16 protein-coding genes and 1 pseudogene are annotated in these 22,449 nt (G+C 60.6%); 1 reads left to right on the top strand and 16 read right to left on the bottom strand.

All coding sequences use genetic code 11. From position 1 onward, the window contains the following. The 9 genes and pseudogenes from L901_RS11375 to L901_RS11335 all read right to left on the bottom strand — a co-directional run bounded on the left by L901_RS11375 (position 1) and on the right by L901_RS11335 (position 12,288). Complete coding sequence (locus L901_RS11375) at positions 1-894, bottom strand: aminoglycoside phosphotransferase family protein (RefSeq protein ID WP_059756672.1); 894 nt, start codon at positions 892-894, stop codon at positions 1-3. A 64-nt stretch (positions 895-958) separates the two neighbouring features. Further along, on the bottom strand, positions 959-3,133 hold the full coding sequence (ligA, locus tag L901_RS11370; protein WP_059756671.1) for an NAD-dependent DNA ligase LigA: 2,175 nt from the start codon (positions 3,131-3,133) through the stop codon (positions 959-961). A 114-nt stretch (positions 3,134-3,247) separates the two neighbouring features. Further along, positions 3,248-4,920: pseudogene (gene recN, locus L901_RS11365) on the bottom strand (DNA repair protein RecN). A 15-nt stretch (positions 4,921-4,935) separates the two neighbouring features. Then, positions 4,936-5,802: an outer membrane protein assembly factor BamD gene (locus L901_RS11360; protein ID WP_003522209.1), complete on the bottom strand. Its 867-nt coding sequence runs from the start codon at positions 5,800-5,802 to the stop codon at positions 4,936-4,938. A 233-nt stretch (positions 5,803-6,035) separates the two neighbouring features. Then, positions 6,036-6,995, bottom strand: a complete 960-nt coding sequence (lpxC, locus tag L901_RS11355; RefSeq protein ID WP_059756668.1) for a UDP-3-O-acyl-N-acetylglucosamine deacetylase — start codon at positions 6,993-6,995, stop codon at positions 6,036-6,038. Positions 6,996-7,260: 265 nt separating this feature from the next. Next, the gene (gene ftsZ, locus L901_RS11350; RefSeq protein ID WP_059756666.1) at positions 7,261-9,021 is read right to left on the bottom strand and encodes a cell division protein FtsZ; all 1,761 of its coding nucleotides are present in this window, start codon (positions 9,019-9,021) and stop codon (positions 7,261-7,263) included. A gap of 92 nt (positions 9,022-9,113) precedes the next feature. Next, the gene (gene ftsA / locus L901_RS11345) at positions 9,114-10,445 is read right to left on the bottom strand and encodes a cell division protein FtsA (RefSeq protein WP_003513208.1); all 1,332 of its coding nucleotides are present in this window, start codon (positions 10,443-10,445) and stop codon (positions 9,114-9,116) included. Then, positions 10,442-11,374: a cell division protein FtsQ/DivIB gene (locus L901_RS11340; protein WP_035263162.1), complete on the bottom strand. Its 933-nt coding sequence runs from the start codon at positions 11,372-11,374 to the stop codon at positions 10,442-10,444. Before L901_RS11340 ends, ftsA begins: the two co-directional genes overlap by 4 nt. Then, the gene (locus tag L901_RS11335) at positions 11,362-12,288 is read right to left on the bottom strand and encodes a D-alanine--D-alanine ligase (RefSeq protein ID WP_059756663.1); all 927 of its coding nucleotides are present in this window, start codon (positions 12,286-12,288) and stop codon (positions 11,362-11,364) included. The genes L901_RS11340 and L901_RS11335 overlap by 13 nt, the downstream gene beginning before the upstream one ends. A gap of 543 nt (positions 12,289-12,831) precedes the next feature. Between L901_RS11335 and L901_RS11330 the strand changes: the two genes are divergently transcribed. Continuing rightward, positions 12,832-14,136, top strand: coding sequence for an MFS transporter (locus L901_RS11330; RefSeq protein ID WP_003522203.1), 1,305 nt, complete (start codon positions 12,832-12,834; stop codon positions 14,134-14,136). Positions 14,137-14,252: 116 nt separating this feature from the next. Here the strand turns inward: L901_RS11330 and L901_RS11325 are convergent, their stop codons facing one another. From L901_RS11325 to mraY, 7 genes are all read right to left on the bottom strand, one after another. Then, positions 14,253-15,062, bottom strand: coding sequence for a GGDEF domain-containing protein (locus L901_RS11325; RefSeq protein WP_059756662.1), 810 nt, complete (start codon positions 15,060-15,062; stop codon positions 14,253-14,255). A gap of 192 nt (positions 15,063-15,254) precedes the next feature. Further along, a complete protein-coding gene (gene murB, locus L901_RS11320; RefSeq protein WP_020810676.1) occupies positions 15,255-16,220 on the bottom strand; it encodes a UDP-N-acetylmuramate dehydrogenase in 966 nt (321 codons plus the stop codon). Beyond that, the gene (gene murC / locus L901_RS11315) at positions 16,217-17,632 is read right to left on the bottom strand and encodes a UDP-N-acetylmuramate--L-alanine ligase (protein WP_059756659.1); all 1,416 of its coding nucleotides are present in this window, start codon (positions 17,630-17,632) and stop codon (positions 16,217-16,219) included. Before murC ends, murB begins: the two co-directional genes overlap by 4 nt. Beyond that, positions 17,629-18,765 carry an undecaprenyldiphospho-muramoylpentapeptide beta-N-acetylglucosaminyltransferase gene (gene murG / locus L901_RS11310; RefSeq protein WP_059756656.1) on the bottom strand — a complete coding sequence of 379 codons (1,137 nt, stop codon included), beginning with the start codon at positions 18,763-18,765 and terminating at the stop codon, positions 17,629-17,631. Before murG ends, murC begins: the two co-directional genes overlap by 4 nt. Positions 18,766-18,771: 6 nt before the next feature. Further along, positions 18,772-19,926, bottom strand: coding sequence for a putative lipid II flippase FtsW (ftsW, locus tag L901_RS11305; RefSeq protein WP_003522198.1), 1,155 nt, complete (start codon positions 19,924-19,926; stop codon positions 18,772-18,774). Positions 19,927-19,931: 5 nt separating this feature from the next. Further along, on the bottom strand, positions 19,932-21,341 hold the full coding sequence (murD, locus tag L901_RS11300; RefSeq protein ID WP_059756655.1) for a UDP-N-acetylmuramoyl-L-alanine--D-glutamate ligase: 1,410 nt from the start codon (positions 21,339-21,341) through the stop codon (positions 19,932-19,934). Positions 21,342-21,344: 3 nt separating this feature from the next. Further along, complete coding sequence (gene mraY / locus L901_RS11295; protein ID WP_059756652.1) at positions 21,345-22,445, bottom strand: phospho-N-acetylmuramoyl-pentapeptide-transferase; 1,101 nt, start codon at positions 22,443-22,445, stop codon at positions 21,345-21,347. Between the last annotated feature and the right edge of the window lie 4 nt (positions 22,446-22,449).

The following is a 22,449-nucleotide window of genomic DNA, read 5'->3' as shown; positions in this document are numbered from 1 at the left end:
TCAGTTGCCCAGGTGATCCGCAAACACTTCCCGAATGGTCCGGCGCGACCATTCGGCCATTTTGTCGTTACGTCCGCGCTCCGCATCCAGCACGATTAAAGCCTTCCACAGCGCCCAACCGCGCCCGCGCTGCCATGTCGCCTCATCCAGATCCAGCGCCCGGCGAAAAACGGCGCGGCTTTCCGCACCGAGCACATTCCACGCGAGGATGAGATCGGAAGACGGATCGCCGACGCCGGAACTGCCGAAATCGATGACGGCTGAAAGCTGGCCGTCCTTCACCAGCAGATTGCCCTCGGCAATGTCGCCATGCACCCACACCCCCTGCTTCCGCCAATGGCTCGAAAGCGCAAGCTGCCATATCTCCATGGCCAGCGCCTGATCCACCTCATCGGCAAGCCGCGCCGCCGAAGCCTTCGCCTCCCCGTCATAGACCGAAAGCGAGCCGCCGCGATGGAAATTATGCGCGCCTGCGGGTGGGCCATCCGCAGCATCCACCCCGTGCAATGCCCTTAAAAACGCGGCAACATCGACGGCGATGGTTGAAAGATCAACGCGATCCATATGCGGGGCGAGCGGTTCGCCCTCAAGCCAGCGATAGACGGACCAGCGGAACGGATAGTCCTCTCCCGGCTGCCCGAGCGCCAATGGCGCAGGGATCGGAAAAGGCAGGAGCGGCGCAAGCGCCGGAAGCCACCGGTGCTCCTTCTCGACCTGCGCAACATACCGGGCGGCACTTGGCATGCGGATCAGCATCTCATCGCCAAGACGAAAGCTGCGATTGTCCCACCCGCTCAGTTCCACCGGCCGGATATTTAACCCCGCCCATCGTGGAAACTGGCTGTCTACCAGCGCCCGGACCTGCTCTGTAATCACGACAATCCGGTCATCCATGCTGTGCTCTCCGTGTCAGGCGCAAAGCTCTAGCGGCAGAGAACAACATTGCCATGACGGTGTATCAGCCGCCGATCAGGGCCAGCCACTCGTCCTCGTCCATAGTCTGCACACCCAGTTCCGTCGCCTTGGCAAGCTTGGAACCCGCCCCCGGTCCTGCCACCAGAATATCGGTCTTTTTGGAAACCGAGCCGGCCACTTTCGCGCCGAGGCTTTCGGCGCGCGCCTTCGCCTCGTCACGGGTGAATTTTTCCAGCGAGCCGGTAAACACCACCGTCTTGCCCGCCACCGGACTGCCATCGGTCGAGGGCTTTTCGGCCTCCTTCGGGCGAAGCTCCCGTATCAGCCGGTCGATGACATCGAGATTGCGCGGCTCCTTGTAGAATTCGATGATGGCGCGCGCCACCACCTCGCCGATGCCGTCGATGCTGTTGAGTTCGGCCCAAGCATCGCTCGTCAGGTCGGCTGCCGCCTTCATGCTCTCTTCGAAATGTTCATAGGTGCCATAGGAGCGCGCCAGAAGCTTTGCCGTGGTCTCACCTACATGGCGGATGCCGAGCGCGAAAATCAGCCGGTGCAGATCGATCTCGCGGCGGGCATCGATGGCGTCGAACAGCTTTCTAACGCTGACCTTGCCGAAGCCATCGATATTCTCGAGCTTGGTCAGATGCGAGGCTTCCTGCCGCGCCTTCAGGGTGAAAATCTCAGGCGCAGTCTTGATCGAAAGCGCCGGATCGTCGCTTTCGAAGAAGAAGTCTATCTGCCTGGTGCCAAGCCCTTCGATATCGAAAGCATTGCGCGAGACGAAATGTTTGAGATGTTCAACCGCCTGCGCGCGGCAAACGAACCCGCCCGTGCAGCGCGTGATCGAATCGAGCTTGCCGGTCTTTTCATTACGCTCCCGCACCGCATGGCTGCCGCAGACCGGACATTTTTCCGGGAATGCATATTTCACCGCCTCGGACGGGCGCTTTTCCAGAAGCACGTCCAGCACTTGCGGAATGACATCGCCGGCGCGCTGCACGATCACCGTATCGCCGATACGGATATCGTGGTCCTCCGGGCGGATGCGCTCGCCGCTATTGCCGATGCCTTCGATATAATCGGCATTATGCAGCGTCGCATTGGTAACGACGACACCGCCGACGGTGATCGGCGTCAGACGCGCCACCGGCGTCAAGGCACCGGTGCGTCCCACCTGGATTTCGATATTCTCAACGGTGGTAAAGGCCTGCTCAGCCGGAAACTTGTGCGCAGTGGCCCAACGCGGGCTGCGCGAACGGAAGCCCAGCCGCTCCTGCAGATCGAGCCGGTCGACCTTATAAACCACACCGTCGATATCGTAATCGAGATCGGGCCGTGCGACGCCGATTTCATTATAATGCTCAAGCAATTGCTCGGCGGAGGTGAATCGCTTCATCAGCGGGTTGACCGGAAATCCCCACTCCCGGAATTTCTCGACGATGCCATATTGCGTATCGGCGATCCGCGCCGGCTGGCCGCCATTCGAAACCTCCCCCAGGGCATAGGCGAAGAACCGCAGCTTGCGTTTCGCCGTCACATTGGCGTCGAGCTGGCGCAGGGAACCGGATGCCGTGTTACGCGGGTTCACATAGGTCTGCTTGCCTTCGGCCTCCATCTGGGCGTTGAGCGCCATAAAGTCGCTTTTGGCCATATAGACCTCGCCGCGCACTTCCACCACATCGGGCGCATCGGCGGGCAGTTCGTCCGGAATTTCCTTGATGGTCCTGATATTGGCGGTGACATTTTCACCGGTGGTGCCGTCACCGCGCGTCGCCGCCGTCTTCAGCCTGCGGTTTTCATAGCGGATCGACATGGAAAGCCCGTCGATCTTCGGCTCGGCGGTGAAGGCGATGGAATCATCCGGCAGATGCCCGAGGAAGCGATAGACGGAACTGACGAAATCCCGCAAATCCTCTTCCGAAAACGTGTTGTCGAGCGAAAGCATCGGCCGCGCATGCACGATGGGCGCAAAGGTCGGAAGCGGCGCGAAGCCGACTTTTCTCGACGGGCTATCGGCCCGCACCAGCGCCGGGAAAGCCGCTTCGATCGCATCGTTGCGACGCTTCAGCGCGTCGTAGTCCGCATCCGAAATCTCCGGCGCATCCTTGCCATGGTAAAGCGCATCATGGCGCGCAAGCTCGGCCGCCAGAAATGCAAGCTCGGAAGAGGCTTCAAGCTCGGTGAGGTTTTCGACGGATTTCTGGTCTTTCGACATGACGGCCTCTTTTCGGAATTACCGAACGCTTTTAGCCGAAATAACAAACATTAAAAACAGTTTTGCCGTTGGACTCACAAGCCGAATCCGCTCGCACAACGCAGCGGGCAGCGGTCAGTCCTTGGCCGCCAGCAGGCGAGCCGCCGCAGCCCTCGCCTCGTCCGTCACCGACGCACCGGCAAGCATGCGGGCAATCTCTTCGGTGCGGTGTTTCGGTTCCATCGTCGCCACACGCGTGGCGATGCGTTCGCTGCCGTCGCCCGAGGGCCCCTTGGAAATGAGAAGATGCGTCGCCGCCCGTGCCGCCACCTGCGGCGCATGGGTAACGGACAGGACCTGCACGGTTTTCGACAGGCGGCGCAGCCGCTGGCCGATGGCATCCGCCACCGCGCCGCCGACACCCGTATCGATTTCATCGAACACCAGCGTCGGTGCAGAACCGCGATCCGCCAGCGCCACTTTCAGCGCCAGCAGGAAGCGGGACAATTCGCCACCCGAGGCCACCTTCATGATCGGTCCCGGCCGTGTGCCCGGATTGGTCTGGACGTGGAATTCCACCGTGTCGATACCGTCGGCCGTCGCCTGTTCGGCATCGGAGGTCACCTCGACGGTAAACCGCGCCCGCTCCAGCTTCAGCGCCGGCAGTTCTGCCATCACCGCATTCGAAAGCGCATCCGCCGCATGGCGGCGTTTGCCGGAAAGCGATTGCGCGGCACGGTCGAAATCGGCCTTCACCACCTCGAGATTGGCCTCGAGCTTGCCGAGCTTTTCTTCGCCGGCATCAGATCGGCGAGATCGGCCACCATTTTTTCAGCGAGAGCCGGCAGATCTGGTACGGCGACATTATATTTGCGCCCGGCGGCACGCAGCGCGAATAGCCGCTCCTCCACCCGCTCCAGCTCACGCGGATCGAATTCGGTGCGGCGCAGCGCCGTCTCCACTTCCATCTGCGCATTGGAAAGGCTGTCGAGCGCGGCGTCCAGCAATTGCACCGTGTCTTCCAGCAATCCCGGCGCTTCATGGCTCTTGCGCTCCAGACGCCGCATCATCGACGCGATGACAGGCACGGGCGAGGCATTGCCGTTCAGAAACTCGCTGGCCTCGGCGATATCGCCGGCAATGCGTTCGGATTTCTGCATCACCGCCCGGCGTTCGGCCAGCTCATCCTCTTCACCGTCGCGCGGGGAAAGCGTTTCCAGCTCTTCGACGGAGGAGCGAAGGTAATCCGCCTCGCGCGCTGCCGCCTCCACCTTGGCGCGATGCGTCTTCAGCGCACGCTCGGCATCCTTCCAGGTGCGGTATAGGCCCTGAACGGCACGAGCCTCATCGCTCAGCCCGGCAAAGGCATCCAGCAGCGTGCGGTGTGCATCGGTATCGACAAGCGCGCGATCATCATGCTGACCGTGAATTTCGACCAGCAATTGCCCGAGCTGACGCATCATCTGCACGCTAATGGCCTGATCGTTAATATAGGCCTTGGTGCGCCCGTCAGAGGATTGCACCCGGCGGAAAATCAGGTCGCCATCGTCATCGAGACCGTTTTCACGCAGGAGAAGCCGTGTCGGGTGACTGTTCGGGACCTCGAAGGTGGCGGTGACCTGTCCCTTCTCTTCCCCGTGCCGCACAAGGCCGCCATCGCCGCGCCCGCCAAGCGCGAGCGAGAGACTATCGAGAAGAATGGATTTGCCCGCACCCGTTTCGCCCGTCAACACGGAAAGGCCCGCCTCGAAACCGAGGTCGAGCCTTTCGATGAGAACGATATCGCGAATCGAGAGCTGGACCAGCATGGCCTATGCCCCGTCTCAGGCGCCGATGAGCTTCTTGCCGGCGCGCGAAATCCAGGACCCCTTGTTTTCCCGCGGCTCCAGCCCGCTGCCCTTCAGCAGCTTGTAGGAATCCGAATACCATTGGCTGTCAGGATAGTTGTTGCCGAGAACGGCGGCCGCGGTTTGCGCTTCGTCCACCAGGCCCATCGCATAATAGGCTTCCGTCAGACGCGCCAGCGCTTCCTCGATCTGGTTGGTGTTCTGGTACTGCTCGACGACGATGCGGAAACGCGAAACGGCGGCGAGATATTCCTTGCGCTCAAGATAATAACGGCCGACCTGCATTTCGCGGCCGGCGAGCTGGTCGCGGGCGAAACGGATCTTGGCCTGCGCATCGGCGACATATTCCGAATCGGGATAGTCGTTGACGACCTTGTTCATCGCCTCGACGGTGCGCTGTGCAGCGCGCTGGTCCTGCGTCACGTCGGAAATCTGCTTGGAATAGGCAAGACCGATCATGTACTGAACGTAAGCGGCATCCTTGGAACGCGGATATTGGCGCAGGAACCGGCTGCCGTTGGTAATGGCCACATCATTCTTGTTGGTGCGCGTGGCAATGAAGGTCTGCATCACCAGCGCCTTCTGGCCCCATTCGGTGAAGGGATATTGCTTGTCGATAGCCTCGAACTTGCGTGAGGCTTCCGTCATGTTACCGGCGTTCATGTTGGCAAGCCCCTGCTTGTACAGAACATCCGGCGGATCGGTCTCGACGCCGAGCTTGGTGATGTCGATATCCGGATCGGACTGGCAGGCCGTGACGGCGACACTCGCGCCGACCAACATCAACGAGACGGCGATCCCCCGCATCGTACCCTTCATTGCACCAGACCCTACATGCTTCATTCGACAGTTCCCACTTCCCGCGCAAATACATAAGCATCGGCTTTGCACTGGCGTTCTAGCCATAAAAGCATCCGCAGGGCAACGCAATGATGACGCATTAACGCATTTTTATGGCATCGACCCGTGCAATCGCATGAATATCAGGCGATATTACGCAACTTCTTGTTCGCATCGCGAAAAAGCCGCCCCAAAGGGAGCGGCTTTTTCTGTCAATTGATAGCCTGCGAAGGAATTCACGCAGACCAGGGTGCGAATTCCGGCATGTTGACCGCAACGAATTCGCGGGCGCGCACCATCTGGTTGCGGGCAGCCGGCGCTTCGACGATCTCATAGGCGGTGCGGTCGCTCAAAAGCGCCTTCAGCGCATTCGCATTGACCTTGTGGCCGCCGCGATAGGAGCGGTAGCAGCCGATGAACTGCGCGCCGGCAAGCGCCAGGTCGCCCACGGCGTCCAGCGTCTTGTGACGGACGAATTCGTCCTTGGCGTAACGCAGGCCTTCCATGTTGATGACGCTGTTGTCGTCGGAGATGACGACCGAGTTCTCAAGCGAAGAGCCGAGCGCATAACCGGCGGCCCACAGGCGCTCCACATCACGCATGAAGCCGAAGGTCCGGGCGCGCGACAGTTCGTTCTTGAACGTATCCGCCGTCAGGTCGCCCTTCCAGGACTGTTTGCCGATCAGCGGCGTGTCGAAATCGATGTCAACCTCAAAGCGCGTACCGTCATAGGGACGGAACTCCGCCCAGGAGGCGCCCGAATCGATGCGGACCGGCTTGGTGACGCGAATATAACGGCGCTTCACGCCGAGGCTCTTGATGCCGACCGATTCGATCGCTTCGATGAAAGGTGCGGAGCTGCCGTCCATGATCGGCGCTTCCGGACCGTCAACTTCAACGATGAGGTTATCGAGGCCCATGGCGTAGATGGCAGCCATGACGTGCTCGATCGTCGCCACCGACTGGGAAAGCGAACGGCCGAGCACGGTGCACAGGTCGGTATTGCCGACATTGGCCGAAACCGCCTTCAACTCGGTAACGCTGCCATTGTCATGAAGGCGATGGAAGACGATGCCCGTTCCGGCTTCTGCGGGCTGGAAGGTCATCGAAACCGGATTGCCGGAATGCACGCCAATGCCTTTGAGCTGAACAGCATTTGCGATAGTTGTCTGAAATCCGAGCAGTCCGATAGTCATGCGAATATGCCTTGTTTTGCAAACCGCGCCGCTTGAGCGCCGTTCAAGTTTTCGAGCCGGTTTGGCAACCGGCCAAGTCCGTGTTTTCCTTTACCCAGCCTCATACATACGCACATGTAGGTGCCACGACAAATCACTGTTCGTTTCGGATTGTTACACGCGTAAACATTTGAAAATACGAATTAATTTAGTGTTAATAACGTAAAATAAACAAAACGCCCGGATCGTGAAACCCGGGCGTTCGAAGAGGCGGATGGAATCGCCCTTAGTTGGACTGGCGGCGCAGGAAGGCCGGGATTTCCAGCTGGTCGTCATCGTGGTGGCTGGACGATGCAGGCGTTGCGCGGCCGTGGTCGTCAAGCTGGCCACGACGCGGTGCGTAGAGGCTGGCTTCCGGCGAAAGCGGGGCGCGGCGCTGCTGCGGCGCCATGCTCGGCGCATCCATCATGTCGGACGGAACTTCTTCTTCTTCACGGCGGCCAAGCGAGTTGGTGATGCGCTTCAGAAGGCCCATCGGGCCACGCTCTTCCTGTGCGGCAGGAGCGGCGTGGGTGCGGTGGTCCAGCTCGGCCTTCACGACCGGCGGAAAGTCTTCGACCTTCGGCATGCGTACCGGCTCGGCCTGGCGGGCAACCGGTGCGGGTTCCTGATAAACAGGAGCCTGCGGCTGCTGCATGCGCGGCGCCGGAGCGGCAACCTGTTCCGGGGCATGATAGACGGGCGCCGGAGCAACCGGTGCCGGAGCGGCCTGCTGAACCGGCTGGGCCGGACGGAGAGCCGCCGGCGCTTCAGCCGGAGAAGATGCGAACAGCTTGCTCTGCGGACGGAAATCCTGAGCCGGCTGCTGGTGTGCGGCGAAACCGAGTTCGCGTTCCATTTCGGCTTCCGCCGAACGGATGGTCTGGGCGATCGGGTCTACGGCCTTCTGTGCCTGCGATACTGCTGGAGCAGGCTGAACTGCGGCCGGAGCGGAAGCAACGGCCGCGGAAGGACGGATAAGCGGCTTGGCAACGGCTGCTGCGGCACGCATATCGGCAACGTTCTGCTCGCCGACGCCAGCAACGCGGTCGATACCGGTCGCCACGACGGAGACGCGGATGAGACCTTCCAGAGCTTCGTCGAAGGTTGCGCCGAGGATGATGTTGGCGTCCGGATCGACTTCTTCGCGAATACGGGTCGCAGCTTCGTCGACTTCGAACAGGGTCAGGTCGCGACCGCCGGTGATGGAGATCAGCAGGCCCTGTGCGCCCTTCATCGAGGTTTCGTCGAGCAGCGGGTTGGCGATTGCCGCTTCCGCAGCCTGCATCGCACGGCCCGGACCGGAAGCCTCGCCGGTGCCCATCATCGCGCGGCCCATTTCACGCATGACCGAGCGAACGTCGGCGAAGTCGAGGTTGATGAGACCTTCCTTCACCATCAGGTCGGTGATGCAGGCAACGCCGGAGTAGAGAACTTGGTCGGCCATGGCGAAGGCGTCGGCGAAGGTCGTCTTGTCGTTGGCAATACGGAAGAGGTTCTGGTTCGGAATGACGATCAGCGTATCGACGGACTTCTGCAGTTCCTCGATGCCCTGTTCGGCAAGACGCATGCGGCGGCCGCCTTCGAAGTGGAAAGGCTTGGTGACGACGCCGACCGTCAGGATGCCCTTGTTGCGGGCGGCCTGTGCGACAACCGGAGCAGCACCCGTGCCGGTGCCGCCGCCCATGCCGGCGGTGACGAAGCACATGTGGGTGCCGTTCAGGTGATCGATAATCTCGTCGATGCATTCTTCAGCGGCGGCGCGGCCGACTTCCGGCTGGGAACCGGCGCCGAGGCCTTCGGTGACGTTGACGCCGAGCTGGATGACCCGGTCTGCCTTCGTCATGGTCAGCGCCTGCGCATCCGTATTGGCGACGACGAAGTCGACGCCCTGGAGGCCGGCCGTGATCATGTTGTTGACAGCGTTACCACCACCACCGCCGACACCGAAAACAGTGATGCGTGGCTTCAGCTCGGTGATATCAGGCTTTTGCAGCTGTATCGTCATTTTAGCATTCCTTCTTTCTCTGGCCGCATCGCCCCGCTGGCCGATTCTTGAAAACTCAACTCTGAAACCTCCGGCTTACGCCACGAGGCCACTCAAAAACTCTCTTTCAGCCATTGCCCCACCCGGGCTATCCGGCCGCTACCCGTACCAAACGGCGAGAACATTCCGCCTTGCGCCGCATGAATTTCGATGTCCGCCACCTGCGGATAGATCATCAGTCCGCAGGCGGTTGAAAATGCCGGTCCCTTCGCCGCCACCGGAAGACCAGCCACACCCATGGGGCGGCCGATGCGAACGTTGCGGGCGAGAATGCGCCGTGCCGTTTCCGGCAGCCCCGTCAGCTGGCTTGCGCCGCCGGTCAGGACAACGCGCTTGCCGACGATGGGGCTGAAGCCGGACTTCTGGATACGATCACGGATCAATTCCAGCGTCTCTTCGATACGCGCCCGCACGATGCGGGTTACAAGTGCTCTTGAAACTTGCGATGGTTGATCGCGATCATCTTCGCCAATCGGCGGGATCGAAATCATGTCGCGCTCATCCGCGCCATTCAGCAATGCCGAACCATGCACCACCTTCAGTCTCTCCGCATCTTCGATTCGTGTCGAGAGGCCACGTGCAAGATCTGTCGTAACGTGATGGCCGCCAAGGCCGATCGCGTCGGTGTGAATGAGACGGCCTTCAGCGAAAACCGAGATGGTCGTGGTGCCGCCGCCCATGTCGATGGCCGCGCAGCCGAGTTCGACTTCATCGTCCACCAGCGCCGCCAGACCGCTGGCATAGGGCGTCGCCACCATGCCTTCCACGGAAAGATGCGCGCGGTTGACGCAAAGCTCGAGGTTCTTCAGCGCCGTGCGTTCGACCGTCACGACATGCATATCGACGCCGAGCAGATCGCCATACATCGACAACGGATCGCGAATGCCGCGCTCACCATCCAGCGAATAACCCGTCGGCAGCGAATGCAGGATCGCCCGGTCCTGGCGCATCGACTGCTGGCTTGCCGCCACCAGAACCTTGCGCAGATCGCTTGCTTCCACTTCCTGGCCGCCAAGATCGATGCTCGCGGTATAGATATCGCTCGCCAGCCGTCCGGCCGAAACATTGACGATCAAGCTGTCGACGGTAAGGCCCGCCATGCGCTCGGCCGCATCGACCGAAAGACGGATGACGCCTTCCAGCGCGTCGAGATCGGCGATAACGCCGGATTTCACGCCGCGTGAACGCTGATGGCCGATGCCGATGATTTCGACCTTGTGGGTACGGCCGGGCAGGATTTCGCTTTCCTGGCGCGGCGTCAGCCGGCCGATCATGCACACGACCTTGGTCGAGCCGATGTCGAGCACCGAAACGATATGGCTGCGCTTGGAAGAAAGCGGCTTCAGGCGAGGCAGGCCGAAATGGGAAGAACCGAAAAAGCTCATGTGTTCTTCTCCGCCTTCTTGAGAGCCTTGGTGCGCGCATCGACAGCGGCCTGACGGCGCTCCGTGGCGCCCTCGGTCAGCTGGATCGTGGTGCGGTCCGCGAGCCGGAGATCGACGGCGGCGACATCGCGCGACAGCACCTTTTCCTCGAGATCGAGCCGCGCCAGCAATTGCAGCGCCTGCGGCAGGTTTTCTTCCGGCAGCTTGACGACGATGCCGTTATCGAGATGCAGATCCCAGCGGCGGCCGGCAATGCGGACATAAGCGCGGACACGGTTGCGGATTTCCGGCCAGTCGGCCAGCTGCTCAACGAAACCGGCAGCACCCGTTTCCGCGTCACGGCCGACGAAGAGCGGCAGGGAAGCGAATTTATTGTCCCGCAGCGGCGCAATCACGCTGCCGCTTTTTTCGATCAGCGACAGTTCCGTCCCATGCTGCCAGATGCCGAAGGCCTGACGCTCCTTCAGCCGGACTTCCACGGTCTTGGGGTATACCTTGCGGATATCGACATCTTCCACCCAGGGAAGCTGCACCAGCTTGCGGCGCGCTGCATCGATGTCGAGCGCGATCAGCGAGGTGCTGCCATCGAGGCCGAGAAGCTGGAACACTTCGATTTCGGAGGTCTGCAGATTGCCGGAAACCTTCACGTCCTCGACCGCAAAGCCTGCGGCGGATGTCGTGGTCTGGGTGACGATATTGGTGTGCCCGCCGAGCGACATGCCGTAAAGCCCGGTCACCGCGTAAAAGGCGACGGCCGAAATCGTACCGGTATGGGCTGGAATGTGAATGCGTCCGGTCGCAAGGCTGACACCGAAACGCACGAAGCGACGCAGGGGACGCGGCAACACCATGCGGTCGTCGGCGCTGGCCGCCGCCGCGAATTGTTCGCGCTTTTTTGCCGTCGACTTTTTGCCGATCACCGCAAACACGAAGCGTCCTCCACCATCCAGCTGACAAGGTTACCAAAGGAGCGGCCAGCATGAGCCGCCATTTCCGGCACCAGGGAGGTCGGCGTCATGCCCGGCTGCGTATTCACTTCAAGCCAGATAACTTCGCCATCTTCTGAGAAACGGTCGTCGTAACGAAAGTCTGAACGGCTTACGCCACGGCATCCGATCGCCCGATGCGCCATAACCGCCAGTGTTTGAATTTTTTGGTAAATTTTCGGTGAAATTTCTGCGGGAATGACATGTTTCGAGCCACCAGCCGCATATTTCGCATCATAATCATAGAAATTGTGACCGAGCGGCACCACTTCGGTGACGCCCAGCGCCTCGCCGTCGAGCACACCGCAGGTCAGTTCGCGGCCGTGAATATAGCGCTCGACCATGACCTGATCGCCGTAGCGCCATTCCGACGAGGTGAGAATCTGCGGCGGATGCGACTGGTCTTCCTTGACGATCACGACACCGAAGCTCGAACCTTCACGCACCGGCTTCACGACATAAGGGGGTGCAAGCGGATGCTCGCTGGTGAAATCGAAGCGGTTCATGACGCGCTCGGCAGCCACCGGGATGCCGGCAGCAGCGGCAACCTTCTTGGCCTGCGCCTTGTCCATGGCGAGCGCGGAAGCGAGCACGCCGGAATGCGTATAGGGAATGGCGAGATATTCGAGGATGCCCTGAATGGTGCCGTCTTCGCCAAAGGGACCGTGCAGCGCATTGAAAGCCACATCCGGGCGCAGCTCGGCTAGCACGGCGGCGATATCGCGCCCCACATCGACCCGGGTGACCTTGTAGCCCTCGTCTTCCAGAGCCTGCGCGCAAGCGTTGCCCGACGACAGGCTGACCGGCCGCTCCGACGAAAATCCACCCAAAAGAACAGCTACGTGCTTGCCGCTCATCGATACCTCTGACACCAACTCTCCGTTACGAACCACGCTCCGAACCGACCGAATTTGACGAACGGTGATTCTGGCACATGACCCTTGAGATCAGTTAAACGCCATTAAGGTTAATGAATCGTTTACTTTCGTTAACCGCCGCGTCCAACGTGCCGAGTTTCGTTAAAGAATCAGCACCGATCCGGATTCCCTCCTTGGAATCAGAGAGTTGCATGGATTGCAACACGCAGGTTTTCAATGATCGGAAATAAAACGGCGCTCGCGCGTCTGCCGCTCCGCGATAAAGGCAAGGTCGAAACGTTAACAGACGGGATTATTCCCCAGGGAAAATTATCTGGCGTTTCAGCGTTTTAAAACCGCGGCCTGAATCAGTCTCTCAATCGCCGAAGCATCCCAGAGAGGCATAACCACACGTGTCGCACTGATGGATCACATTATCTGCATTATTTCTTTTTTAGCATTCCATAAGAACAAAAATTGCGTTAACGCAGTCGTCGCCTCCCAAGGCATGACATTGCAATCATCCAAAATGGAACCAATACCATGACCGACGCGATATCTCCGGTATCGCCGACCGCTGACACTTCGAACGTTGTAAAGACAAATTCGCCTGCACGAGTTCTCACTGCCAGCCTGGTCGGCACGACCATCGAGTTTTTCGATTTCTATGTTTACGCCACGGCCGCAGTGCTCGTGTTCCCCACTTTGTTCTTCCCGAACAATGACCCGATGACGGCGCTTCTGGCGTCCTTCGCCACCTTCTCCATCGCCTTTTTCGCCCGCCCGCTGGGCGCTGTGGTCTTCGGCCACTATGGCGACCGCGTCGGCCGCAAGACCACCCTTGTCGCCGCCCTGCTCACGATGGGCGTTTCCACGGTCGTGATTGGCCTGCTGCCCTCCTATGAGACCGCCGGCGTTCTGGCCCCGCTGCTGCTCGCGCTTTGCCGCTTCGGCCAGGGTTTCGGCCTCGGCGGCGAATGGGGCGGCGCCGTCCTGCTCGCCACGGAAAACGCACCTCCGGGCAAGCGCAGCTGGTACGGCATGTTCCCGCAGCTCGGTGCACCCGTTGGCCTGTTCCTTTCGTCCGGCGTGTTCTGGATCCTGCTGCACTTCATGTCCCAGGAAGCGCTTTTGAGCTGGGGCTGGCGCATTCCCTTCGTCGCTTCGATCATCCTGATCGCGGTCGGCATGTGGGTTCGCCTGTCGATCACCGAAACGCCCGACTTCCAGAAGGCAATCGAAAAGGAAGAACGTGTGGCCGTGCCGGTCGCGGAACTGTTCCGCAACCACAAGCGCAGCCTCGTGCTCGGCACCTTCGTGGCGCTGGCCACCTTCGTGCTCTTCTACATCGGCACCGCCTATCTTCTGTCCTACAACGTCAAGGTCCTGAAAATCCCGTTCCTCGACGCGCTGGAAGTGCAGATCCTCGGCTCCATCGTTTTCGGCATCTTCATTCCGATCGCCGGCAAGCTCGCCGAAAAATTCGGTCGCCGTGAAATCCTGATCCTGACGACGGTGCTGATCGGCCTGTTCTCCTTCCTGCTACCCGGCCTGATGTCCGGTGGCGAAGGCTCGATCTTCGTCTTCGCGGCTCTTGCCATGATGCTGATGGGCATGACCTACGGCCTGATCGGAACGGCGCTCGCCGCCCCCTTCCCGACCCGCGTGCGCTACACCGGTTCGTCCATCACCTTCAACATGGCCGGCATCTTCGGCGCATCGCTGGCGCCTTACATCGCCACATGGCTGCAGGTGAATTACGGCATGGGTTATGTCGGCTATTATCTCTGCGTATCGGCGCTCATCACGCTCGCCTGCATTCTTCTGTCCCGCAAGGACGAAGTCTGAGCCACGCAGGGTTCAAAACACAAAAAGGTCCGCGGAACTTGAGGTTTCGCGGGCCTTTTCATATCTGCGCCCGACAGCGCAACAGCGCATCTCTTCCCGGCTTTGTTGGAAATACGCTAGGCGACGGATTGGCGGATGTCGCGCTGGCCTGACACGCAGATGCGGTTACGCCCCGTTCCCTTTGCCTGATAGAGCGCCAGATCGGCATTGTGCAGGACTTTTTCGAAGACTTCGGCATCCTTCCGGACGGCGACGCCAATCGATATGGTGACACCGATCCGCATCTCCTGATAATCGACCGGCACGGCCTCGATACTCGCACGCAGCCTTTCGCAAACATCCAGGAACGATTGCAGCCCGGTTTCCTGCACGACAACGAACTCCTCGCCGCCCATTCTGGCAACGCTGGCGGAGGCAGCGAAGGCGGCGCGTATCCGCTGTGCGACACTGGAAATCACCGCATCGCCTGCCAGATGGCTGAATCTGTCGTTCACGGCCTTGAAATGATCGATATCGAGGAAGGCGACGCAATAATGCGGGCCGAGATCGATACATCCGGCATAAAGCCCAAGGCGATTGCTGAGGCCCGTCAAGGCGTCCGTATGGCTCAGATACAGAAATCGCTCATGCGATTGCGCCAGAAGCTTCACTTCCCTGGCATTCAGCCAGCAAACCAGCAGCGTTATCGTAAACGAGATTGCGGCGGACAGGGTAATGCCAAGGATAAGCCCGTTGACGAGATCCGTTACCAGCCCGAACTCCGCCAGCAGAAGCAGACCGAAGAAACAGATAAGAACAGCTATGACCGTGACGACACAGGCGACCCGGATTGCAAATTCCAGCGGTTCAAGCCGCCGGCGGCGCTCCGACGTCGCAATCGAAAAACTCATCATCTCGATCAGTTTTTTCCAGAGACCCAATACCATCCCCAGCAGCGCCCAATCATCTAACGTCGTCGAAAACTCTAATATAAATCGTCTAAAATATTGGAGAGGGCCGACACCCTCTCCACTTTCATCTTGCTATAGACCATAACAATTGATCGACCGTTACGATAAACGCCAACGGCCGCATCAACGCAAGGTTTTGTCGCCAACCATACCGGCCAACACCGGATTTCAGCTTCCGAGGAACGGCTCCACCTCACGGCCCGGCATGAAAAGACCAAGCCGCTTGATTTCCCATTCCAGCCGGATGCCCGACTTTTCGAACACGCGCTTGCGGATGGTCTCGCCCAGATATTCCAGATCGTAACCGGTCGCATGGCCGGTATTGATCATGAAATTGCAATGCAGCGACGACATCTGCGCGCCGCCGATGACCAGACCGCGACCGCCCGCCTCATCGATCAGCTCCCAGGCGGAATGACCTTCGGGATTCTTGAAGGTGGAACCGCCCGTCTGCTCGCGGATCGGCTGCACGGTTTCGCGGTGGTGGCGCACGGCATCCATATCGGCACGGATTTTCGCCTTGTCTTCGGGATAGCCCTCAAACAGCGCGCCCGTGAAGATCAGGCCCGCATCGGCGCCGGAATGGCGATAGCTGTAGCCCATATCGGCGTTCGAAAGCACATGCTGGTTGCCCTGACGGTCGACCGCATAGACCTCTACTACCCGCTCGCGCGTCTCGCCGCCGTTGGCGCCCGCATTCATGCGCAGCGCACCGCCGATGGAGCCGGGAATGCCGTAATAGAAATGGAAACCGCCGATGCCATTATCCATGGCCATCGCCGCAATATGCTTGTCCGGGCAGATCGCGCCCGCCTTGATGCGGTTTTCACCCGCAAGCTCCACTTGGCCGAAGCCCTTGGCCGACAGACGGACGACAACGCCAGGAATGCCGCCATCGCGCACGAGAAGGTTCGAACCGACGCCGACCACGGTCAACGGCACGTCTTCCGGCAGAATTTTCAGAAAGGCAATCAGATCGTCGGTATCGTGCGGCTGGAACATCACCTCCGCAAGACCGCCGGCTCTGAACCACGTCACGCGGTCCATGGGCGCATCCGGTGTCAGACGTCCCCGCAATTCATTTACCCCGTCGCCGAGCCTCCCCAGCAATTTAACCCCATCGACCTGTCTCATTCAGACTTTCCTGATATGCTCTTCAATTCCGAAGGCAGTACTGCTGCCCATTGCGTGATATTTCCAGCCCCCAAGAGAACCACGAAATCACCCGGATTCGCAATGCCTGCAACCACTGAGGCGAGATCGTCCCGTTTCTCGAGAAAACGGGCGTCACGGTGCCCGGCGGCCTTGATGGCCGAAACCAGCGCTTCCGAGCTTGCGCCCTCAATCGGATCTTCGCCCGCGGCATAGACCGGAGCAAGGATAATCGTGTCGGCATCGTTAAAACAATGCGCGAAATCGTCGAACAGGCTGGAAAGGCGGCTATAGCGGTGCGGCTGGTGCACGGCGACGATGCGGCCCTTGCAGGCTTCCCGCGCCGCCTTCAGCACGGCCTTAATCTCCACCGGATGGTGGCCATAGTCATCGAAGACCTGCACCCCGTTGGCTTCGCCCGTCAGCGTGAAGCGCCGCTTGACGCCGCCGAAGGAGGCAAGGCCCTTTTTGATGTCGGCTTCCGAAATACCGAGACGATTGGCAACCGCAATCGCCGCCGTCGCGTTCGAGACGTTGTGGCGGCCGGGCATCGGCAGAACGAGGTCCTTGAAGGAAAATATCTTGCCGGTACGACGACGGCGGATTTCCACGTCGAACACCGAGCGCGTGCCGTCGATGCGTACATTCGAAAAACGCACGTCGGCCTGCGGGTTCTCGCCATAGGTGATGACCTTGCGGTCCTCGATCCGGCCGACCAGTGCCTGCACTTCCGGATGATCGAGGCACATGACGCCGAAACCGTAGAAAGGCACGTTCTCGACGAACTGACGGAAGGCAGCGCGCACGGCATCGAAATTGCCGTAATGGTCGAGATGTTCGGGATCGATATTGGTGATGACAGCCACATCGGCCGGCAGCTTCAGGAAGGTGCCGTCGGACTCGTCGGCCTCCACCACCATCCACTCGCCCTCGCCCATGCGGGCATTGGTGCCGTAAGCATTGATGATGCCGCCATTGATGACGGTCGGGTCGAGATTGCCGGCTTCCAGCAGGGTCGCGACCATGGAGGTGGTCGTGGTCTTGCCATGGGTGCCGCCAATGGCGATGGCGTTACGGAAACGCATCAGCTCGGCCAGCATTTCGGCCCGGCGAACGATCGGCAGGTGCTTTTCACGCGCCGCGATGAGTTCCGGATTGTTCTTCTTGATGGCGGTGGAAACGACCACGACCTCGGCATCGCCGATATTATCCGCCGTATGACCGACGAAAACCTCGATGCCCTTGTCGCGCAGGCGCTGCACATTGGCGCTGTCGGCCTGATCCGACCCCTGAACGCGATGGCCGAGATTGTGAAGCACTTCGGCAATGCCGCTCATGCCGATCCCGCCTATGCCGATGAAATGCACAAGGCCTATGGCTTTCGGCATCTTCATGCCCCAACTCCTTCATTCTTCTTCTTGAATTCCTGTACGGACCGGCCGGAAGCAATCGCCTCCACCAGATCGGCCAGCACATCCGCCGCATGCGGTTTGCCCGTCGCCTTTGCCGCCGCCGCCGTTACCGAAAGACGGTCCGGCTCCGAAAGCGCTGAGGACAGCAGGCCGGAGAGCTTCTGCGGCGACAGTTCCGCCTGCTTGATGACGCTTGCCCCGCCAGCCGCCGAAAGCGCTGCCGCATTGGCGGCCTGATCGTGATCGAGCGCATGCGGATAGGGTACGAGGATCGACGGACGGCCGATCACCGAAAGCTCCGATACCGTCGAAGCGCCCGAGCGGCTGATGACCAGATCGGCCTCGCCGATACGCGACGCCATATCGCCGAAGAAGGGCGAAACATCCGCTTTCACGCCGAGCTTCTGATAGGAGGCGATTACGCTGTCCTTGTCTTCCGGCCGCGCCTGCTGGGTGACGACGATGCGCTTGCGCTGCTCATCCTTCAGCAGGCAGATCGCCGCAGGCACCGCGCTCGAGAAAAACTGCGCACCCTGGCTGCCGCCGAAAACGACAAGCTGGAATGTCTCACCCGTCTGCGAGGGCGTATAGGGTATCTCCGACGCCGCCAGCACGGCCGGGCGCACGGGATTGCCGGTCGCCACGGTCTTGTCGGAATATTGACCGTTGGCGGGTGGCAGGAAACCGCCGGCAATCGCTTTCACCCGGCCTGCCAGCGCCTTGTTGGCGCGGCCCATCACCGCATTCTGCTCGTGAATGATGGAGGGAACGCCAAGCCCGGTCGATGCCAGGAGCGGCGGCACGGTGGGATAACCGCCGAAACCGACAACTGCGACAGGCTTCAGTTTCGCCACCAGCCGACGCGCGGCGCGCAGACCAACCCACAGCTTCCAGAGCGAACGCGCCACGGAAATCGGGTTTTTCGAGCCGATGGTGGCTGACGGCACGACATGGATTTCATCCGCCGGGAACTTGCCGGCATAACGCTCGGCGCGGCTGTCGGTGACGAGATGCACCTGATAACCGCGTTCCTTCAGCGTATGCGCCAAGGCCTCGGCTGGAAAGACATGGCCGCCGGTTCCCCCGGCGGCAAGAAGAACAATACCCTTGCTCATGATCGTTTACTCCGCGGGAACGCCGGAACCGACGCGGAAGAAACTCCGCTCCTGCGCCCGCTTTTCGGGTCTGTGGCGTGTCAGCGCCAGAAGGAAGCCGGCGGTCACGCAGATCGCCATCATCGACGAACCGCCATAGGAAATCAGCGGCAGCGTCATGCCCTTGGCGGGCATCAGTTCCAGATTGACGCCGATATTGATCATCGACTGCATGCCGATCTGCAGCACGAGGCCGGCCACGGCGAAGCGGCAGAAATCGTCCTTTTCCTTAAAGGCGTGCGACAGGCCGCGCAGCACGATGAAGGCGAAGATCGCCACCAGGAACATACAGAAAACGATGCCGAATTCTTCCGCAGCCACCGAGAAGATGAAGTCGGTATGGCTGTCGGGAATGATGCGCTTGACGATGCCCTCGCCCGGTCCGCGTCCGAACCAGTCACCGCGAATGATAGCCTCACGCGCCGTATCCACCTGGAACGTATCGCCTTCGCCCGTCCAGAAACGGTCGATACGACCGGCCACGTGCGGCAGCATCAGATAAGCGGAGATGATGCCGCCGACGCCGACGCCGCCGAGCATGATGATCCAGAACCACGGCACGCCGGCCATGAAGAACATGCCGCCCCAGACCACCGACGTCAGGATCGTCTGGCCGAAGTCCGGCTGGGCGATCAGGAGCGCCGCCACGATGCCGAAGGTGATGATGGCGAAGAGATTGCCGGGAATTTCAGGATGGCGCGCCCGTTCGGCAAACAGCCAGGCGCAGACGATGACGAAGGCCGGCTTCATGAATTCCGACGGCTGGATCGAGAAGGTGCCGATGGAAATCCAGCGCCGTGCACCCTTGACCTCGATGCCGAAGAATAGCGCGAAGATCATCATCAGCAGCGAAGCGATGAGCATGATGACCGCGACGCGTCGCACCTGACGCGGCGACAGGAAGGACAGGCCGACCATGATCGCCAGCGATGGCACCATGAACATCGCCTGACGCTCGACGAAGAAGAAACTGTTGAGGCCGATGCGCTCGGCAACCGCAGGCGAGGCCGCAAAGGACAGCATCAGACCGATGCCCATCAGCGCGATGAACGCCGCCAGAAAGAAACGGTCGATGGTCCAGAACCACTCCGCGACCGGACCGCGATCAACTCGGCTTACCATGGCCTTCAGCCCCCTTTTCCAGAGTCAACCAGCATCGTCATGCCATCGAGCGCCGCGACCTGCGCGACGAACGAATCGCCTCTGATCTCAAAGTTCTTATATTGATCGAAGCTTGCGCAAGCCGGGGATAACATCACGATATTGCCGGCAGTCGCATCTTTTTCCGCATCCGCCGCCGCATGTTGCACGGCCTTGTCCAGCGTGCCGGATATTTCGTAAGGCGCGGCTTCGCCCAGCGTCGCGGCAAATTCCGCTGCCGCTTCGCCGATCAGATAGGCCTTGGCGATGCGCGGGAAAAGCGGCGAAAGGCTGGTGATGCCGCCTGCCTTGGGCAGACCGCCGGCGATCCAATAGATTCGGTCGAAACTTGAAAGCGCCGGTGCCGCAGCATCGGCATTGGTGGCCTTGCTGTCGTTGACGAAGGTGACATTGCCACGTCGGCCGACCGGCTGCATGCGATGCTTGAGACCGGGGAAAGACTTCAGGCCTGCGCGAACTTCCTCTTCGGAAACCCCGACGGCAAGGCAGGCGGCGATTGCCGCCGCCGCATTCTGCGCATTGTGGCTGCCGCGCAGGGTCTGGATACCGTCGAGATCGGTGAGCAGCGAAGAAGTGCCGCCATGCGCACGGAAAATGCGGCTGCCTTCGGCATAAAGACCTTCGGAAACGACATTGCGCTTGGAAATGCGCTCCACCTTGACACCGGCGCGTTCGATACGGTCGGCGATCAGCGTCGAATGGCTGTCGTCCACACCGACAATTGCCGTGCCGCTACCTGCCACCAGCCGTTCCTTGACGTCGGCATAATGCTGCATCGTGCCATGCCGGTCGAGATGATCCGGTGTGAGATTGAGAAGAATACCGGCGGTCGGATTGATCGTCGGTGCGAGATCGATCTGGTAGGACGAGCACTCGACAACGTAGAATCGCTGCGCCTTCGGCGGATCGAGGCTCAGCACCGCCGTGCCGATATTACCGCCAAGCTGCGTATCGCGGCCCGATGCCTTGAGAATATGCGCGATCAGCGCCGTCGTTGTGGACTTGCCGTTCGTGCCGGTGATGGCGATGAACGGGCAATCCGGCGCATGGGCGCGGCGCTCGCGAATGAAAAGCTCGATATCGCCGATGACCTCGACGCCCGCCGCACGCGCAAGGTCCACCGACCAATGCGGTTTCGGATGCGTCAGAGGCACGCCGGGCGCCAGCACGAAAGACGAAAACGAGTGCCAGTCTATCGTTCGCAGGTCCGCCGTCGCAATACCCTCGGCCTCGGCTTTGGCGACGCTGTCGGGATTGTCGTCGAAAGCAACGACATCCGCCCCGCCGGCGACCAGCGCCCGGGCCGTGACGAGACCCGAACCGCCAAGCCCGAAGAGAGCGACCTTCTTACCTTTGAACGACGTGACCGGGATCATCGCTCACCTCAGCTTCAGGGTGGCGAGGCCGAGCAGCGCGAGGCCAACGGAGATGATCCAGAAACGGATCACCACCTGGCTTTCCGTCCAGCCTTTTTTCTCGAAATGATGGTGGATGGGCGCCATCAGGAAGACGCGCCTGCCAGTGCGCTTGAACCAGAACACCTGAATGATGACCGACAGCGTCTCCATGACGAAGAGACCGCCGACGATGACCATGACGATTTCGTGCTTGGTGGCGACAGCGATGGAACCGATGAGACCGCCAAGCGCCAGCGAACCCGTATCGCCCATGAAGATGGCGGCGGGCGGCGCGTTGAACCACAGGAAGCCGAGGCCTGCGCCAATGACCGCGCCGACGATGACGGCGAGTTCACCCGTGCCTGGCACGAAATTGATCTGCAGGTAATTGGCGAAAACCGCGTTGCCGGCGAGATAGGCGATCACGCCGAAGGTCGCGGCGGCGATCATGACTGGCACGATGGCGAGACCGTCGAGGCCGTCCGTCAGGTTCACCGCATTGCCAGCGCCGACGATGACGAAAGCACCGAACAGCACGAAGAAATAGCTCAGATTGATCACGAATTCCTTGAAGAACGGAAAGGCGATGGAGCTGCCGAGCGTGCCGCCATGCGGTGCGGAAGCAAGCGCCATCTTCATCATGAAAAACACGGCAATCGCCGCGATCAGGAATTCGATGCCGAGACGGGCCTTGCCGGAAAAGCCCTTGTCGCTCTGCTTCGTCACTTTCAGATAATCGTCGTAAAAGCCGATTGCCCCGAAACCAAGCGTCACCATCAGAACGGCAACGACATAGACGTTCGACAGGTCGCCCCACAGCAGCGCACCGCCGAGAATGCCGGCAAGGATCATCAGGCCGCCCATGGTCGGCGTGCCGGCCTTCTTGAAATGCGTCTGCGGACCATCGGCGCGGATCGGCTGGCCCTTGCCCTGGCGCACGCGCAGCGAATTGATGATCGCCGGCCCGAACAGGAAAACGATCAACGCAGAGGTGAACATCGCCGCACCCGCCCGGAAGGTGATGTACCGGAAGAGGTTGAAGATTTGAATTTTATCCGACAGTTCGACGAGCCAGATCAGCATAATT

Origin of the sequence: Agrobacterium sp. D14, assembly GCF_001526505.1 — a bacterium.
In the GTDB taxonomy this organism is placed as follows: Bacteria; Pseudomonadota; Alphaproteobacteria; order Rhizobiales; family Rhizobiaceae; genus Agrobacterium; species Agrobacterium leguminum.
The sequence above is the reverse complement of the archived record's forward strand: the minus strand, read 5'-3'. Positions and strand labels throughout refer to the sequence as shown.

What these genes read in the sequence shown, in the direction of transcription:
- L901_RS11360 (WP_003522209.1), bottom strand. Translation starts at nt 5,802, where the DNA reads ATGAAGCATGTAGGGTCTGGTGCAATGAAGGGTACGATGCGGGGGATC.
- murC (WP_059756659.1), bottom strand. Translation starts at nt 17,632, where the DNA reads ATGAAGATGCCGAAAGCCATAGGCCTTGTGCATTTCATCGGCATAGGC.
- lpxC (WP_059756668.1), bottom strand. Translation starts at nt 6,995, where the DNA reads ATGACTATCGGACTGCTCGGATTTCAGACAACTATCGCAAATGCTGTT.
- L901_RS11330 (WP_003522203.1), top strand. Translation starts at nt 12,832, where the DNA reads ATGACCGACGCGATATCTCCGGTATCGCCGACCGCTGACACTTCGAAC.
- murD (WP_059756655.1), bottom strand. Translation starts at nt 21,341, where the DNA reads ATGATCCCGGTCACGTCGTTCAAAGGTAAGAAGGTCGCTCTCTTCGGG.
- ligA (WP_059756671.1), bottom strand. Translation starts at nt 3,133, where the DNA reads ATGTCGAAAGACCAGAAATCCGTCGAAAACCTCACCGAGCTTGAAGCC.
- ftsA (WP_003513208.1), bottom strand. Translation starts at nt 10,445, where the DNA reads ATGAGCTTTTTCGGTTCTTCCCATTTCGGCCTGCCTCGCCTGAAGCCG.
- L901_RS11325 (WP_059756662.1), bottom strand. Translation starts at nt 15,062, where the DNA reads ATGGTATTGGGTCTCTGGAAAAAACTGATCGAGATGATGAGTTTTTCG.
- mraY (WP_059756652.1), bottom strand. Translation starts at nt 22,445, where the DNA reads ATGCTGATCTGGCTCGTCGAACTGTCGGATAAAATTCAAATCTTCAAC.
- L901_RS11375 (WP_059756672.1), bottom strand. Translation starts at nt 894, where the DNA reads ATGGATGACCGGATTGTCGTGATTACAGAGCAGGTCCGGGCGCTGGTA.
- murB (WP_020810676.1), bottom strand. Translation starts at nt 16,220, where the DNA reads ATGAGACAGGTCGATGGGGTTAAATTGCTGGGGAGGCTCGGCGACGGG.
- ftsW (WP_003522198.1), bottom strand. Translation starts at nt 19,926, where the DNA reads ATGGTAAGCCGAGTTGATCGCGGTCCGGTCGCGGAGTGGTTCTGGACC.
- ftsZ (WP_059756666.1), bottom strand. Translation starts at nt 9,021, where the DNA reads ATGACGATACAGCTGCAAAAGCCTGATATCACCGAGCTGAAGCCACGC.
- murG (WP_059756656.1), bottom strand. Translation starts at nt 18,765, where the DNA reads ATGAGCAAGGGTATTGTTCTTCTTGCCGCCGGGGGAACCGGCGGCCAT.
- L901_RS11335 (WP_059756663.1), bottom strand. Translation starts at nt 12,288, where the DNA reads ATGAGCGGCAAGCACGTAGCTGTTCTTTTGGGTGGATTTTCGTCGGAG.